Genomic DNA, 14,709 nt, shown 5'->3' with positions numbered 1-14,709 from the left:
TTCTAGCTGGACAAAACCATGATGGTGCTCGGCGATGCTAAGAAAGTGATTGAGTACATGATCAAGGCAACGGATTAGAGCGAATGTTTCTATCTTGATCGTCACCACATCAAGGCGTCGAGCCCCGACGCGTCACAATTGCGGAGGAGTGGGAGCTGGAGTGCCTAGGGCTGCATACGAGTTTTCCAGCGCTGTCAGACGTTCTGTAGGTCTCTTATTTGAGAGGGGGATTTTGAATCAGCATTCTTGAAGGCGCCGGTGACAGCTCACCCATCTTCTCGAGCCGCGCCCGCACGATGTTTCTGCTTATCCCCAGTATTCGCCCGGTTTGCAACTGGTTGCCATGGCAGAAACGGTAGGCGGTGCGGAAGATGGTTTCCTCTATGTGTTCGTACAGATCGGGAATGTTCTGTTCGAACAGTGTGGTCAATACACTTTCCAGATCCGGCTGCTGCGGGTTCGGGTCTGCTACTGCTATCGCGTTGTGCTGTTGGCGTCCTGTGGTGCAACGCATGTCGACCAGGTGCAGGTCTTCGGGTTGTACCAGTTGATTGCGGCAGACCAGCAGCGCGTGATGAATGGCGTTTTCCAGTTCGCGTATATTGCCCGGCCAACCGTGCGCCAGCAGTTTGCTCTCAGCCGCCGGGCTCAGGGTGGCGCGGTTGTAGCCAAGCCGTTGGCTATGTTCCTCAAGGAAGAACTCGGCCAGCGGAAGGGTATCGCCGGGGCGCTCGCGCAACGGCGGCAGGCGGATGGTCGCGACATGCAGGCGGTAGAACAGATCTTCACGAAAGTTACCGGCGACCACTGCGTCAGCCAGGTTGACGTTGGTGGCCGCCACCAGACGCACGTTGATCGGGATGGGCGTGCGTGAGCCAAGCCGAACCACTTCGCGCTCCTGTAGAACCCTGAGCAGTTTGACTTGCATGTTCAGCGGCAGGTCGCCTATTTCATCCAGGAACAGGGTGCCGCCGCGTGCCGCTTCGAACCAGCCGGCCTTGGTGCTGGTGGCTCCGGTGAACGCCCCTTTTTCGTGGCCGAACAATTCGCTTTCCACCAGCGATTCGGGGAATGAGCCGCAATTGACCGCGACGAAGGGCTCCTTGCTGCGGCGGCTTAGATTGTGGATATGCCGCGCGACCAATTCCTTGCCTGTGCCGGTTTCACCCATGATCAGAGCATTGGCTTCGCTGGGCGCCAGACGCTCGATACGATTGAGCAGTTCCTGCGAGCGAGGGTCCTTGAAAATCAGCACGGTAGCTCGCACCGACTTGGTCAGTTCACGAGCATGTGGATGGGTAATCAGTGGCATGAGACATTCCTGAAGCAGAGTGCGCTGGAGAATGATGCACTAAAATCGCATAGATAAAAAAATTCTTAATTATTATGCATATATTCTTTTATCGAATATAAAAGCGTGCCCGCCAAGCGCCCTCTCTGCTTCTTGAGAAGCACCGGAAGGCCCATAACCAAGGGCCTGAAAATGGTCGGGCAAGCCTGTGCAAAGAGGTTGTTTCGCGCTTGCGGGTGTTGCGCTAGTTGTCGCCCACCAGTTCTTCAAGTAATTGGTTCTTGAGTTGTTGCAGCAGTGGCGAGTTTCTTTCCCGTGGATGGGGTATATCGACTTTCACTTCATGTTTTATGCGGCCTGGCCTGGCCTCCATGACGATTACCCGGTCACCCAGATAGAGCGCCTCCTCGACGTCGTGGGTCACCATGATCATGGTGCTGCGTTGCTGGACCCAGATGCGTTGCAGTTCGTGCTGTAGATGGATGCGGGTCAGCGCATCGAGGGCGCCGAAGGGCTCATCGAGCAACAGGATTTTCGGTTTATTGATCAGTGCCCTGGCAATCGCGGCGCGTTGCGCCATGCCACCGGACAGTTGGTGTGGATAGGCGTTTTCAAAGCCCTCGAGGTTAACCAGTTCGATGTGTTCCGCCACCAGCCGGTCTTTCTCGGCCTTCGACAGCTTGTGGTTTTTCAGCGCCATGGCGATGTTCTGTTCGACGGTTTTCCACGGGAACAAGCGGTGATCCTGAAAGACCATGCCGCGTTCCAGGCTGGTGGATTCGATCCGCTTGCCATCGAGCAGAATGTCGCCGCTGTACTGCGCCTCCAGGCCGACGATCAGGCGTAGCAGGGAGGACTTGCCGCAGCCACTGGCCCCGACAATGCTGACAAACTCGCCTGGGTGGACTTGCAGGTTGATGTCCTGCAATACCGTCAAGGGTTCGCCATCGATCAGATACTGTTTGCCCAGCCCGCGAATTTCCAGGGCGCCCGGCACGTCAAGCGCGGTGCCTAGCAGGTTTTGCTTGAGTGATGCATTCATGATCTATCCAACCCTTAACGAAGATCCCGCCAGCGCAGCAGATGCCGGCTCAGGCGGGTGAACAACTGATTCATCGCATAGCCCAACAGGCCGATGCACAGCACGCCGATCAATACCACCTCCATGCGCGAACCGGCTTCGGCGTTCATCATCAGGTTGCCCAACCCGGTTCCAGTGGAAAGAAACAGTTCGCTGCCTATCGAGCTGACCCACGCGAATGCGAGTGCGTGCAGCAGCCCGGTGGCGATGCTGGGCAGGGCGCTGGGCAACAGGACTTGGGTGAACTGCTGGATGCGACCGAACTCGAAAACCCACCCGACTTCCCTGTAGCGCTTTTCGACATGGCTGAAGCCTTCATGGGTATTAAGGGTCATGGGGTAGAAGGCGGCGAGGCTGACGATCAAGACCTTGGCGAATTCGCCACTGCCGAACCACAGTGCAATCAACGGAATTAGGCCCAGAATCGGCACTTGACGCATGATATGGAACAGCGGCCCCAGCAACCTGTCGGCCACCCGCGACAAGGCCGTCAGCGCGCCGACCACCACGCCGAGGCTGGCGCCAATGGCCAGCCCGGTACAAGTGCGTTGCAGACTGGCAAGGACGCTGACCTGCAAGTCACCGTTGGCGAGCAACTCGCACAGCCCACTGTAGATCGTTGCCAGCGGAACAAAGGCGTAGGCTTGCGAGGCGCCCTGGCGTGACAGGTACTCCCAGAGTGCGACCAGCAGGGCTGGCAGCAGAAGACCGCGCAGGGGGCGCAGTAACTGTGCAGTGTTTTTCATGGGGGGCTCCTAGCGGGTCTTCCAGCGAAACAAACGGATTTCCAGCAGGCGCAGACCGTAGTCGAGTATGAAACCGACCAGACCGATGACCACCACGCCGACCATCACGATGTCGATGCGCATCATCTGCCGACTCATCTCGATCATCTGCCCCAGGCCACTGTCGGCCGCCAGCAGTTCGGCGGCCACCAGCACCATCCAGGCCCGACTCAACGCAACGCGCAAGCCGGTCAGGATGGTCGGTGCGGCGGCCGGGAAAGCAACATCCATGATCAACGAGGGCAACGGCAGTCGGTAGACACTGGCGACCTCGAAGTAACTGCGCGGGATGGCCTTGATGCCTTCGCTGGTGGCCAGCGCCACGGGAAAGAACACCGCTTTGCAGACGATCAGAATCTTGAATGTTTCTTCGACACCGAACACCAGGATAAACATCGGAATCAACGCAATCGAAGGGATCTGACGCAGGGTATGAAACAGTGGCGAGCAATAGGCCTCGACGGTTTTCGACAGCGCCAGGACGACACCGAACAGCAGTCCGGCGCTGGCCCCGAAGGCGAAACCGATGCCCAGACGGCTCAGACTGAAACCCAGGTTTATCTGCAATTCGCCGCTGTCCCAGAGGTCGCTCAGGCTGGTCAGCACATCGCCGGGCGGTATCAGCAGTTGCGCCGAATAGGCACCGGAACGGGCCACCCAGATCCAGGCGAGCAACACCAGCAGGGGCGAGATAAGCCAACTAAGCCGGTTCAGGTTGAGCAAGGTGCGTGCATGTGACATGAGCGGTCCTTTAATGGGCTAGATCGCCAGCTTATGTTTGCCGAGGACCGCTTCGAGCGGGCGATCATCCACCCAATCGCGCACATTGAAACTGTGTTCGATGAAACGGTGCCGTTGCAGAAAGTCAGTGAGGTTCTGCAGCGCATCGAGTGATCGTTCTTCCAGTCGGGTAACCAGACGCTGATGGGCATCTTCGCCATAGGCCGCCGCCACCCAATACTCGCTGGTGTTCAATTCCCTGGCGAGAAAGCGCCGGGTTTCGTCGGGATGGGTCCATGCCCATTGCTCGGCACGCAGTACCGTCTCGACAATCAGTACTGCCGCATCGAAATGTTCGTCGAGCAGGTGCTGGTCGACGGTCAGGGTCCGGGGTGTACCGATGTTGCTGCGGATAATCGGATCGGGGTGCGAGCCGGTATCAATCACGACGTGCAGGCCGAATTCGTCAGCCATCTGCACCGCGTATGCACCTTTGACGAAAATAGCGTCGATATCGCCCCTGAGCAGGCCGATCAGTTCGTTATTGCGTCGTCGCTGGCTGCTGCGATTGAGGGCTACCTGCGCGCCGAAGATGTGCCGCAAAGGCTCGTCGCTATGAGTGCCGCCATAGGGGTAATCGACCAACTCAACATCGCTGACTTGCAGGCCTTCCAGGCTCAATGCATTTTCCAGGCTACGCAACGCCTGGGCACGACCGAAATCAATCTGCACATTGGCCCACTTGGGCACGCCGAAACGCCGGTCACGCAAATCCCGTACGGTTTTCACCCCGCTTTCCGGGGTGGTCACGATCAGTTGCACCTCATCGCTCCAGGACAAGCCCAGCACTCGGGTGGCCTTGCCGCTGGCGCGGGCCCAGATGGACGGGATATTGCCGCCGTGACGTACCGAGTTATGCAGGTGATGGTCGAAGTGGGCTTCGCGAACTTCGCGATCCGAAGACTCTCGCAGCCCCTGGATATTGGTGCCGTAAGGGCGAAAGGCTTCGGCCAGTCGTCCAGACTCAACGGCGATGCCCAGACCTGTGGGGACTGGGCTATGGGTATACCAAAGCGTATCGAGAGGGTTACTCATTCGTTCACGATCCAAACATTCATTCAAGCTTTAGGGGCCAATAACCGGGCAGCAGCGCTACCGCCCGGCGGTAAGCAGGTTATCCGGCCAGGGTAGCTACGGAACTGCGCAGCGCTTCAAGTGGGCGCGGGTCAATCCAGTCACGTACCGAAAAGCTCTGCGGGATAAAGTTCCAGCGAGCGAGGAAGTCAGTGAAATCTTGCACCGCAACCACAGAGCGTTCGTCGAGATTGGTCCGAAGGCGCTGGTGCGCGTCCGTGCCATAAGCGGCGGTGACCCAGAACTCGCTGCTGTTGGTTTCGCGGGCCAGAAAGCGTCGGGTATCCTCGGGGTGTGCCCATGCCCATTCTTCGGCACGTACCACCGAGGTGAGGATATTCAGCGCGACATCGAAGTGCTCATCGAGCAGGTTCTGGTCAACGCTGAGGGTGCGCGGGGTACCGTTGTTCGAGCGGATCAGGGGTTCGGGGTGCGAGCCGGTGTCGATCACCGTCTGCAAACCGAATTGATAAGCCAGTTGCACCGCGTGGGCGCCCTTGAGGAAGATCGCATCGACCTCGCCGCGCAACAGTCCGACCAGTTCGGCATTCTGGCCACGCCGCCGTGAGCCGCTGAAGTTGCTCACCCCATTGATCACCTCCGGCGCCTCGTCGCTGAACGTACCACCATGGATGAAGTCAACGAGTTCGACGTCCTTGACCTCCAGGCCATCGAGCTTCAAGGCATTTTCCAGGCTACGCAGGGCTTGGGCGCGGGTGAAGTCGATCTGCGCGCTGGCCCAATGCGGCAAGCCGAAGCGGCGGCCTTTGAGGTCTTTGGCGCTCTTGATGCCAGTGTCGGGGGTGGTCAGGATCAGTTGCACTTCGTCGGCCCAGGACAAACCGATGACCCGGGTTGCCCGACCGCTGGCGCGGGCCCAGATGGCCGGGATATTGCCGCCGTGGCGCACGGAGTTTTTCAAGGTGTGGTCGAAATGCGATTCACGCACGGCCTGCTCGCTGGATTCGCGCAGTGATTCGATGCGCGTGCCCTGACCGCTCAAGGTCTCTTCCAGCCAGCCTTTTTGCACGGCAATACCAAGGCCGGTCGGAACCGGACAGCGGGTATACCAGAGGGTATCGAGGGGTTGACTCATGAATGTTCTCCGGATGAGTGAAGGGTGAAGCGGTGGTTGTGGTCCAAGTACGGGTAATTGCAACGCCCATGCCATGCTGCTTTTAAATCCCCTGAAGGCCCGGCTGCACTGCGTTCCGGGGCTTAGCCCGAAAACCTTGCAGATGCCGACTGCTGCTCCAGCAGCAATCGATCAGCAGCCAGGGTGGGTGATCAGCAGCAGTGCCGTTGGGGTTGGCACTGCGTCACGCAATCACTTTGTCGTTAGGGGCGACAGGCGCTGTGGTCTGTTCATGAGCGCGATACAGCCCAGCGTAGACGCCTTGCAAGCGGATCAGGTCGGTATGATCGCCCAGCTCAAGCAGCCGACCATTGCGGACCACGGCAATCCGGTCAGCATCACGGATGGTCGCCAGACGGTGCGCGATGATGATCGCCGTCCGGCCTTCGCAGAGCCGTCGGAGCGCGCGCTGGATACGTCGTTCGGTATGCACATCGACCGCCGAGGTGGCTTCGTCCAGCACCAGTACCGCCGGATCAGCCAGGTAGGCCCGGACCAGGCAGACCAGTTGTCGCTGGCCATGACTGAGGTGGGCGCCCAGCGCGCCGACTTCAGTCTGGTAGGCATGGGGCAGACGTTCCAGTACCTCGTCGGCGCCCAGCTCTCGGGCTGCGGCGATCAATTGCTCGTCGCTGGCCTGGGGGGCCGCCAGACGCAGGTTGTCGAGAATAGTGCCGCTGAACAACACGTTTTCTTGAAGGACCACCCCGACATTACGGCGCAATTGCTGTTGGGTCAGTTGCCTGATGTCAATGCCGTCGAGCCGTATCGCACCGCTGTCGACTTCGTAGAACCGCGTCAACAATTGCACCAGGGTACTTTTACCGTGACCGGAGGGCCCGACGATGGCCAACACTTCGCCTGCCGGGATATGCAAGTCGAAGCCGTCGATAACCGGGCTGCCTTTGGGCACGTAGGAGAAGCTGACATGGTCGAAATGCACATCGCCGCGTACCTGCTCAAGGCTCAGGGGCGAAGGGTCGTCGACGATCTGCGCATGGGTGTCTAGCAACAGGAAAATCCGCTGGGCCGAAGCCGAGCCGGTCGCGTAGCGCTCGAACAGCTCCGACAGCTCCTGCAACGGGCCGAGAAACAGCATCACGTAGAACAAGCTTTCTGCGACCTGGCCCACGCTCATCCGGCCTTCGGCCAATCCATAGCCTCCGAGCAGCAGCAATAAGGCGATGCCCGTGGCGGTGAGGATTCCGGTAAAAGGCGCAAACCAGCCCGAACGCAGGTTGCCCTGGATCAGCGCGTTATTGAAATCATCCAGCAGGCGCCGGTAACGCAAGCGGTTGGGGGCTTCTTGTACGCATTGCTGAATCATTCGCGCACCCGCCACGGTCTCGACCAGATGCGCAGTGAAACGGCTGCGGTTTTCCGCGACCCTGGCCCAGGTGCGCTGGGAAACACGCTTGAAGGCCCAGGTGGCGAAGAACAACAGGGGCACGCTGCTCGCCAGCCCGAGGAACAGCAGCGGCGAAATCAGCCAGAGCATGATCGAGGCAACGATGCAGCGCAGCAGTGCGCCCAGCAGCTCAGGCGGGCCCTGGATCAACAGGGGTTCTAGGCTGTCGACATCACGGTCGGCCCGGGAGATGATCCGGCCGGCTTTGGTCCGGTCGAAGTAGCCGATGCTCAGGGCCTGGACGTGGCTGAAGACCCGAATACGCAGTTGATTGAGTACCTGGATCGCTGCGCTGCCCGCCAGATATTGGGAAAACCCGGCGAGCAAAAAGCGCGCGACCCAGGTCAGCCCCAGCCCGCCACCCAGTACTGCCACCCAGGTAATGTCCAGCACCCAGGTGCCGTTGTGTCGGACCAGACTGTAGTCGAGTAACTGGCGTACGAACCAGGGTCGCAGGAACACCGCAACCACCAGGACCAATTCCAGGCCGATAACCGCGAAGATCCGTCCGCGTACCGGCCCCAGTAGCGGCAGCAGGCGCCGAAACATGCTGCGGTCGAGAGCTTTTTTGGCGAGCAGTTCCTCGATTTCGATATCGCTGAGCGCTTTGCCGGGCAGGACGTTAGACATGTTCGACCCCCAACAGATCACGGTAATGGGCGTTGCGCCGGGTCAGGCTTGCGTGGCTGCCGCTGTCGACGATATGCCCGTCTTCGAGCAGCAGCACCCGATCAGCCAGCTCAATGGTCGATAGCCGGCTGGAAATCAGCAGGACCGTGGTGGTCTTGTTCAGGGTCTGACGCAGGCTGCGGATATTATTCAGCAGGGTCCGCTCGCTGATCGAGTCCAGCGCGCTGGTGGCATCGTCCAGACAGAGAATATCCGGCTGCGCCAACAGCGCCCGAGCCAGATTGATCCGTTGCCGCTGGCCGCCGGACAACGTCACGCCGCGATCGCCCAAGGCCGTGTCCAGCCCTTGGGGCAAGCGCTCCAGAATGTCTTCAGCGGCGGCCATGCGTAACGCCCAGAGCAGGTCTGCGGTGCTCGCCTCCGGTGCCGCCAGGCGCAAGTTGGCGGCCAGCGTGTCGGAGAACAGAAAGCTTTCTTGCGGCACCACATGCACACGTTTGCGCAGACTTGCCAGACGTAGGTCACGCAGGTCGTGCCAACCCCGAGCAGATGAACCAATGCGCACGCTGCCAACCTGTGCCTGGGTCAGGCGCGGCAATAGACTGGCCAGCAGACTTTTGCCGGAGCCTGTGGCACCCACCAGGGCGACGACTTCGCCGGGTTCTATCTGCATCGAACAGCCCTGCAAGAGGCTGCGCCCACCTGTTGGCGAGGTCACGCTTACGTCTTCCAGTTGCAAACCCAGTGGCCCGGCTGGCGGCTCTTGATCGCCATCGCGGATTTCCCGTGAGGTGTCCAGCAGTTGCCAGATCCGTTCGGCCGAGGAGCGCGCATCGGCGAAGACCTGCATCACCCGACCAATACCTTCGACCCGGAACACCAGCGTGGTGGCAATCAACAGTGAAGTGACCAGCTCGCCCAGCCCCAGTTTGCCGTCACGCACCAGCAGCGCGCCGTAGAGGAAAATCCACACATGGCTCAGGGCGACAACTACCTGCGGCAAGGGTATTCGCGAGCTGGCGTAGGCCAGTGCCACACGCGCCTGTTCGGCAAAGAAGCCGACCTGCTGGCGGAAGCGTTCGATTCGTCCGGCTTCCAGGGCAAAGGACTTGATGACCCGGACGCCGCCGATACCCTCGCTCAGGTCCTGGTTCACCCGGTCGTAGGCCGCGCCGACTTCGCGATCCAGAACCAGCAGCCGTTCGGTCTGCGTGACGAAAATCCATAACGCCAGGCCGGTAAACAACAACGGCACCAACCCCAGTAAAGGGTTGTACCAGGCCAACAGGCTGACGGTCGCCAGTACGATCAGTGGCGTTTCAACCAGTTGTCGCCAGAAGTTGATCAGCGCATCGCGCAGCTTGTCGGCGTCGCGGGTGGTGCGGGTGATCATCTCCCCCATGCCGTGCTGCCAGTGATAGCTCAGTTGCAAGCCCTGGACCTGATCCAGAATGCGAGCCCGCAAGCGTGTCAGCAGCTCCTGGCTGAGAATCAGCGAGAGCACACCAGCGGCATACTGCAACAGCCCACGGCCGACCGCGACGGCCAATAACACTGTAAACCAGTGCCAGGCGAGGCTGGCGTCCAGGCTGCCATCGCCGAGCCGCACGACCGCGCGGCCATTGTTAACGTCGTCCAGAGCATGGCCGACCAGCCACTGTTGGGCGGCCAGCCCCATGCTCACGGCAATAAACAACAGGCTGGTCAGCAGAAAGCGCCAGGGCATCTCGCGGTATATCAGCAGGCTGCGCAGCAAGGGGTAGTGCTTGATCATGGGTGTCTCATTGGCGGGGTGTCGAGAGAGGTCCGCAGACCGAGAAAAGCCCCGCGAACGGGGCTTTGGATCCGGGCGGGAAACTCAACCGGCGACTTTGAACACGCTGTGCGGCGTAGCGCTGGCAACGGGGCGATCGTGCACCAGCGGCAGTACTTCCTGACCGATGCGCAGGGCTTCTTCCAGATGAGGGTTGCTCGCCAGGATGAATGTCGAGAAGCCGGCATCGCGGTATTCGGCCAGACGCTCAGCAACGTTTTGATGGCTACCGACCAGACCGATGGTAGGGCCTGGTTTGGCCTTGCCAAAACCGGCCCAGAGGTTTGGGCCGATGATCAGGTCGTCGAAGCGCTGGGAGTTCTGGTGGTAGGCGGTCTGGCGCGCCGCGCCGATGGAATCCGAACCGCTGGCGAAGTTTTTGATGAAGGCGCTGGTCTTGGCATCGATCAGTTCATATTGGCGACGCAGTTCGCTCCAGGCCGCTTCCTCGGTTTCCCGGGCGAGCACATCAATGCGGATGCCGAAGCGTATTTCCCGGCCTTGTTTATCGGCCAGTTCGCGGACCCGCTCAATGTGTGGCTTGAGCTTATCGACCGGCTCGGCCCAGTTCAGGTAAACATCGGCATGGCGTGCGGCGACGTCCAGGGCCGGATCGGAAAAACCGGAGAAATAAACGCTCGGTTTGCGCTCCTGAGTCAGGCCACGGGGCAGCGCGCCGTTTTCCAGTTGGTAGATTTCGCCGTTGTAGGAGAAAGTTTCGTTTTCCCAGAGCCCCTTGATGATGTCGAGGAATTCTCCCGTGCGCTTGTAGCGCAGGTCATGTTCAAGGAAGTCGCCGTTGGCGCGCTGGGCTGCGGGGTTGCCGCCGGTGATGATATTCCAGTCCAGACGACCACGGCTGAGGTTTTGCAGGATCGCTGCCTGTTGGGCAACGTAGGCGGGCAGGGTCCAAGTGGCCTGGAAAGCGACCAGAAACTTGATCCGTCGCGTCTCGCGAGCCAGCGCTGCGGCGGCGATCCACGGCTCGGGTCCAGTGGGCAACAGGGCGCCTTCGAAACCGGCAATTTCCGCCGCCTTGGCCACCTGGGCGATATAGTCGATATAGGTGAAACCGTCAGGTTCGCCATTGGGCAAACGGCCAGGGGCGATATTGCCGGGGCGGTATTGGGCGCTGCCACGGTTGTTCTTGTCGGAGGCCAGTTGCGGGCCGTCACTGCCAAGCGGTAAGCGCCAGAAGAATTCGGTACTCATGAGTCACTCCCAAGGTCGAAAAAAAAGAAAATCGGTACAACAAAAGACAGGTGCAACGCGTGTGCCAAGCCGTTGACTGCTCTGCAGTGCCCGGTTTTGCTGAGCCGGAGTGAGAAGGGGGTGGGCATGGGGGAGTTGACTGCTGATCTTGCAGCAGTTGATCAGCAGGGCTGCTGGTCGTTCAGCAAGGTGGTGGCGGGAACGCGGTTCATGCGTTGAAAATAACCGCAATGTTAAAAAATAAATGAGCAAAAACAATAGGTTGAGATTATTTTAAGTGACTGGCACAGGAACTGCTGAGTAGTTAGCAGTTTCCTCGGCCAATCTTCCGTTACGGGTGAGGCGAGGTGCGTCGTGTTTAATCCTCCATCTACAGAGACTCTTCCCATGACCCAGCAACTCAATCCTCAACAGTCTGCCTATGTCGAACAGGCCAAGCGTGATTTCGCCAAAGCTTACCGGGTACTCAAGGACAGTCGCACACTGACCGCCACCAATACGTACCAGTCCTACCTGCGGGTTCCGGACAGCGATTTGGTGGTGGCCTTGCACGCGCCCAGCCCTTGGGCGGATGACGAAGAAATTCGCGCGATAGTCGCTGACTATTCGGGCCACCTGTACCTGGATGAAAGCCTCGAAGGTTCCGGCCTGCTTAGCGGCAGCAAGGCGGGCGGTAACGGCAAGCGCTACGCGGCGGTGTTCGCCAAACGCGCGGAAGTGAACGTTGTCACGCACGTCCATTCGCCCTACCTGGGCGGCTGGGCCAGCGCTCACCGGACCCTGCCTCTGCGCTACGCGGCTTCGCAGCGCGTGACACTGGCCCGGGAATTACCGATCTACATCGACCGCCGTCAGGAGGAAGCGGACTTTATCGTTGAAAAGATCGAGGAAAATCCGCATACCCCGGCCATTCTCGAAGCCAATGGCGGTTCGACGTTCTGGGGTGTGGGGATCATTCAGGTTGCCAAACTGATCCTGCTGATCGAGGAGGGCGCCTACTTCCAGGGCCTGGCCGAATCTCAAGGTGGCTCCAAAGAGTTCGGGCCTGGGGTGCTGGAGCAGCAATGGAAAATGACCGGGCTTTGGGCTCAGGGTCAGAAACTGCTGAGCAGTGTGGCCTGACCGTCGACTGTTTTTGCCGTTGAGGACTGCCTGTGTGACCCAAGCGTCACACAGGATTTTCATAAAACGAGTGGTATCCCTTCACCAGCTTGCCGGATCAAAGGCCGTCAATGGTGGCCCCTGACCAGCGGCAGCACTTCCTCACCGACGCGGTAGGCTTCTTCCAGGTGCGGGGTACTGGCCAGGATAAATGCGTCGGCACCCAGCTGGACGAGTTGGTCCAGGCGTTCAGCGACCTGTTGATAGCTGCCGACAATCCCGTTTGCCTGACCCCCGCGTAGCAGGTTGAAGCCGGACCAGATATTGGGTTCGATGATCAGGTCGCGATAGCTGGAGATGTTGCTTGGTTGCCCCAATTGCTGGCGGCTGACGCCGACCGAGTCGCCCGCCTGGCCTTGCCTGAGGCGTGCCACTTCGTGCGGATCGAGCCGTTCAAAGCCCTTGCGCACCTCGGCCCAGGCTTCTTCCTCGGTCGGTCGGGCGATGATATCGACCCGCACCGCGCATTTGATCTTGCGACCCAGCGTCTGGGTACGTTGTTTGACGCGATCGAATTTCTCCTTGAGTTGGGCGAATGGCTCCAGCCATGACAAATAGTAATCGGCATGCTGTGACGCCGAAGCCAGGGCTGCATCGGAGGAACCGGAAAAATAGATCTCTGGAAAGCTCTCGTGGTTCAAGGGTTCTGCCAGCCCGGCATCGCTGACCTGATAGAACTTGCCTTGGTAGTTGAAAGGTCCGCCTTGCCATACGCCGCGCAGCACATCGAGGAACTCCTGGGTGCGCTGGTAACGATCATCATGGGCTACCGAATCGCCCCACCATAGTTGCGCCGGGCCACCGCCTCCAGTGATGATATTGAACAGCGCTCGGCCGCCGGTTGCGCGCTGTAGGCTTGCGGTCATGCGCGCAGCGGTCACCGGGTTGAGAAAGCCCGGCTGGAACGCGATCATGAAGCGAAAGGTGCGCGTTTCCCGGGCCAGGAACGAGGAGACCGCCCAAGGTTCGTCGGTCATTGGGAATGAAGGAATCAGGCCACCCTGGAACCCGGAGATCTCCGCGGCGCGGGCAATTTCAGCCAGATAGTCGATGTAGCTGTAGTGGTCGTCGCGGGTGCTCAGGCCCTTGCTGCGGGGCTGGCCGTTGCCGAAGAACCAGTCGCCTCGAAAGGGCTCCCGGTTGCGGTGGCTGCTGGGTTCGCCGTGGGTTGGCAGGCGCCAGTAAAAGTCAATCGCCATGGTTGATACTCTTTAATTAATAGGGCAGCTATTAATCAATAGGGCCGCTGATCGGGTGGGGTCAGTTGGCGAAGTGGGTATTTGCGATTGCGACAGGGACACCGCGCAACAGCGGCAGCAAGTTTTCACCGATTCGATAGGCTTCTTCCAGGTGCGGTCCGGCGCTGAACAGGAAGGTATCGATGCCCGCCTCTCGGTACGCTTGCACCTGTTGGGCGACCTGCTGATAACTGCCGACCAGTGACGTTTGCGCAGGTGACGGCACGCTGCCCAGGCGTTGCTGTTGTTCGACCAGTCGCTGGGCATCGAACTGCGCTTCTTCCGCGCTTTCCCGGGCCAGCAGGGTAATCGGCAAGCCGAAGGTCACCACGCGTTCTTGAGCATTGGCGAGCCGGCCGAGTTGTTCGATCAATGAGTGGAGTTGGTCGATTGGCGCTGGTTCGAAGATGTGCACGTCAGCCTGACGCGCCGACAACTGCAAGGCTTCAGGGCTGTTGCCAGACAAGTAGATACGCGGCACCGGCTGAGCGCTCAATGGGCCTTCGAGCCACCATCGAGCACCTCGAAGAAACGGCCTTTAAAACTGAACGGGTTCTGTTCAATAACACCCCTGGCCACGCTGAGAAATTCATCGATACGCGGTAGCTGGTCCGCCTGGGCAACGGTGTCGCCCTGTTGCCGGCGCCGCAATGGATCGTCCACGCGGCTGATCTGCCAAGCGAACCGACCCTCACTGAAGCGCTGATAACTCACCGCGTTTTTCGCGGCGTAGACTGCCGAGCCTCTATCGGCGGTGAACTCGGTCAGCAAGCGCAGGCGGCGGGTACTGCGGGCCAGGTAGCCAGCAATGATCCAGGGTTCATCGCCGTCCAGATCGTTGCTGATCCTGATGCCGTCGAAGCCGGATAGCTCTGCTGCCCTGGCGATCTGATGCAGGTAATCGAGGTAGTTGAACGCATTGCCACGCGGGTCGCTGACGCCCGGGCGAAAAGGCGCAGAATCGCCGTCCAGGCGTTCTCCCCGTTTGCGCGGTGTGGCGTCGCCATAGCGTGTGTCGCGGTTGTTTGGCAATTGCCAGATGAACTCGGCCATTACAGGCTCCCTATAGGTTTACAACAGTTTGAAATCGACTCGCGTTGG

The 14,709-nt window shown here is 59.8% G+C and carries 13 protein-coding genes; 1 reads left to right on the top strand and 12 read right to left on the bottom strand.

Annotated features, from left to right (window positions below; translation table 11 throughout):
- Positions 1 to 214: 214 nt before the first annotated feature.
- From K0F75_RS11450 to K0F75_RS11410, 9 genes are all read right to left on the bottom strand, one after another.
- A complete protein-coding gene (locus K0F75_RS11450) occupies positions 215 to 1,312 on the bottom strand; it encodes a sigma-54-dependent Fis family transcriptional regulator (protein ID WP_219061963.1) in 1,098 nt (365 codons plus the stop codon).
- A 223-nt stretch (positions 1,313 to 1,535) separates the two neighbouring features.
- Positions 1,536 to 2,333 (bottom strand): ABC transporter ATP-binding protein, encoded by a 798-nt coding sequence (locus K0F75_RS11445; RefSeq protein ID WP_219061962.1) that lies wholly within the window; start codon positions 2,331 to 2,333, stop codon positions 1,536 to 1,538.
- A 14-nt stretch (positions 2,334 to 2,347) separates the two neighbouring features.
- Complete coding sequence (locus K0F75_RS11440) at positions 2,348 to 3,118, bottom strand: ABC transporter permease (protein ID WP_219061961.1); 771 nt, start codon at positions 3,116 to 3,118, stop codon at positions 2,348 to 2,350.
- A gap of 9 nt (positions 3,119 to 3,127) precedes the next feature.
- Positions 3,128 to 3,898 (bottom strand): ABC transporter permease, encoded by a 771-nt coding sequence (locus K0F75_RS11435; RefSeq protein WP_219061960.1) that lies wholly within the window; start codon positions 3,896 to 3,898, stop codon positions 3,128 to 3,130.
- 18 nt (positions 3,899 to 3,916) lie between these two features.
- Complete coding sequence (locus K0F75_RS11430; protein WP_219061959.1) at positions 3,917 to 4,972, bottom strand: ABC transporter substrate-binding protein; 1,056 nt, start codon at positions 4,970 to 4,972, stop codon at positions 3,917 to 3,919.
- Between the two features lie 79 nt (positions 4,973 to 5,051).
- Positions 5,052 to 6,107 carry an ABC transporter substrate-binding protein gene (locus K0F75_RS11425; RefSeq protein WP_219061958.1) on the bottom strand — a complete coding sequence of 352 codons (1,056 nt, stop codon included), beginning with the start codon at positions 6,105 to 6,107 and terminating at the stop codon, positions 5,052 to 5,054.
- 223 nt (positions 6,108 to 6,330) lie between these two features.
- Complete coding sequence (locus tag K0F75_RS11420; RefSeq protein WP_219061957.1) at positions 6,331 to 8,184, bottom strand: ABC transporter ATP-binding protein; 1,854 nt, start codon at positions 8,182 to 8,184, stop codon at positions 6,331 to 6,333.
- The gene (locus tag K0F75_RS11415; RefSeq protein WP_219061956.1) at positions 8,177 to 9,958 is read right to left on the bottom strand and encodes an ABC transporter ATP-binding protein; all 1,782 of its coding nucleotides are present in this window, start codon (positions 9,956 to 9,958) and stop codon (positions 8,177 to 8,179) included. The genes K0F75_RS11420 and K0F75_RS11415 overlap by 8 nt, the downstream gene beginning before the upstream one ends.
- 84 nt (positions 9,959 to 10,042) lie before the next feature.
- Positions 10,043 to 11,209 (bottom strand): LLM class flavin-dependent oxidoreductase, encoded by a 1,167-nt coding sequence (locus tag K0F75_RS11410; RefSeq protein WP_219061955.1) that lies wholly within the window; start codon positions 11,207 to 11,209, stop codon positions 10,043 to 10,045.
- A gap of 387 nt (positions 11,210 to 11,596) precedes the next feature.
- Here K0F75_RS11410 and K0F75_RS11405 point away from each other — a divergent pair, with 387 nt between their 5' ends.
- Positions 11,597 to 12,331, top strand: a complete 735-nt coding sequence (locus tag K0F75_RS11405) for a class II aldolase/adducin family protein (protein WP_219061954.1) — start codon at positions 11,597 to 11,599, stop codon at positions 12,329 to 12,331.
- Positions 12,332 to 12,438: 107 nt separating this feature from the next.
- On the opposite strand, the gene K0F75_RS11400 is transcribed toward K0F75_RS11405, so the two are convergent.
- From K0F75_RS11400 to K0F75_RS11390, 3 genes are all read right to left on the bottom strand, one after another.
- The gene (locus tag K0F75_RS11400) at positions 12,439 to 13,569 is read right to left on the bottom strand and encodes an LLM class flavin-dependent oxidoreductase (RefSeq protein WP_219061953.1); all 1,131 of its coding nucleotides are present in this window, start codon (positions 13,567 to 13,569) and stop codon (positions 12,439 to 12,441) included.
- Between the two features lie 61 nt (positions 13,570 to 13,630).
- On the bottom strand, positions 13,631 to 14,104 hold the full coding sequence (locus K0F75_RS11395; RefSeq protein ID WP_219061952.1) for an LLM class flavin-dependent oxidoreductase: 474 nt from the start codon (positions 14,102 to 14,104) through the stop codon (positions 13,631 to 13,633).
- Entirely contained in the window at positions 14,101 to 14,661 is a 561-nt protein-coding gene (locus K0F75_RS11390) for an LLM class flavin-dependent oxidoreductase (protein WP_219061951.1), read from the bottom strand. The genes K0F75_RS11395 and K0F75_RS11390 overlap by 4 nt, the downstream gene beginning before the upstream one ends.
- Between the last annotated feature and the right edge of the window lie 48 nt (positions 14,662 to 14,709).

Origin of the sequence: Pseudomonas sp. UMAB-08 (genome assembly GCF_900095225.1) — a bacterium.
Classification (GTDB): Bacteria; Pseudomonadota; Gammaproteobacteria; order Pseudomonadales; family Pseudomonadaceae; genus Aquipseudomonas.
Note: the sequence above shows the minus strand (reverse complement) of the source record. Positions and strands in the feature narration are given on the sequence as shown.

Bases quoted from the DNA above. Each gene is read 5' to 3' on its own strand.
- K0F75_RS11450 (WP_219061963.1), bottom strand. From the start codon at position 1,312: ATGCCACTGATTACCCATCCACATGCTCGTGAACTGACCAAGTCGGTG.
- K0F75_RS11430 (WP_219061959.1), bottom strand. From the start codon at position 4,972: ATGAGTAACCCTCTCGATACGCTTTGGTATACCCATAGCCCAGTCCCC.
- K0F75_RS11440 (WP_219061961.1), bottom strand. From the start codon at position 3,118: ATGAAAAACACTGCACAGTTACTGCGCCCCCTGCGCGGTCTTCTGCTG.
- K0F75_RS11410 (WP_219061955.1), bottom strand. From the start codon at position 11,209: ATGAGTACCGAATTCTTCTGGCGCTTACCGCTTGGCAGTGACGGCCCG.
- K0F75_RS11435 (WP_219061960.1), bottom strand. From the start codon at position 3,898: ATGTCACATGCACGCACCTTGCTCAACCTGAACCGGCTTAGTTGGCTT.
- K0F75_RS11390 (WP_219061951.1), bottom strand. From the start codon at position 14,661: ATGGCCGAGTTCATCTGGCAATTGCCAAACAACCGCGACACACGCTAT.
- K0F75_RS11425 (WP_219061958.1), bottom strand. From the start codon at position 6,107: ATGAGTCAACCCCTCGATACCCTCTGGTATACCCGCTGTCCGGTTCCG.
- K0F75_RS11415 (WP_219061956.1), bottom strand. From the start codon at position 9,958: ATGATCAAGCACTACCCCTTGCTGCGCAGCCTGCTGATATACCGCGAG.
- K0F75_RS11400 (WP_219061953.1), bottom strand. From the start codon at position 13,569: ATGGCGATTGACTTTTACTGGCGCCTGCCAACCCACGGCGAACCCAGC.
- K0F75_RS11405 (WP_219061954.1), top strand. From the start codon at position 11,597: ATGACCCAGCAACTCAATCCTCAACAGTCTGCCTATGTCGAACAGGCC.
- K0F75_RS11445 (WP_219061962.1), bottom strand. From the start codon at position 2,333: ATGAATGCATCACTCAAGCAAAACCTGCTAGGCACCGCGCTTGACGTG.
- K0F75_RS11420 (WP_219061957.1), bottom strand. From the start codon at position 8,184: ATGTCTAACGTCCTGCCCGGCAAAGCGCTCAGCGATATCGAAATCGAG.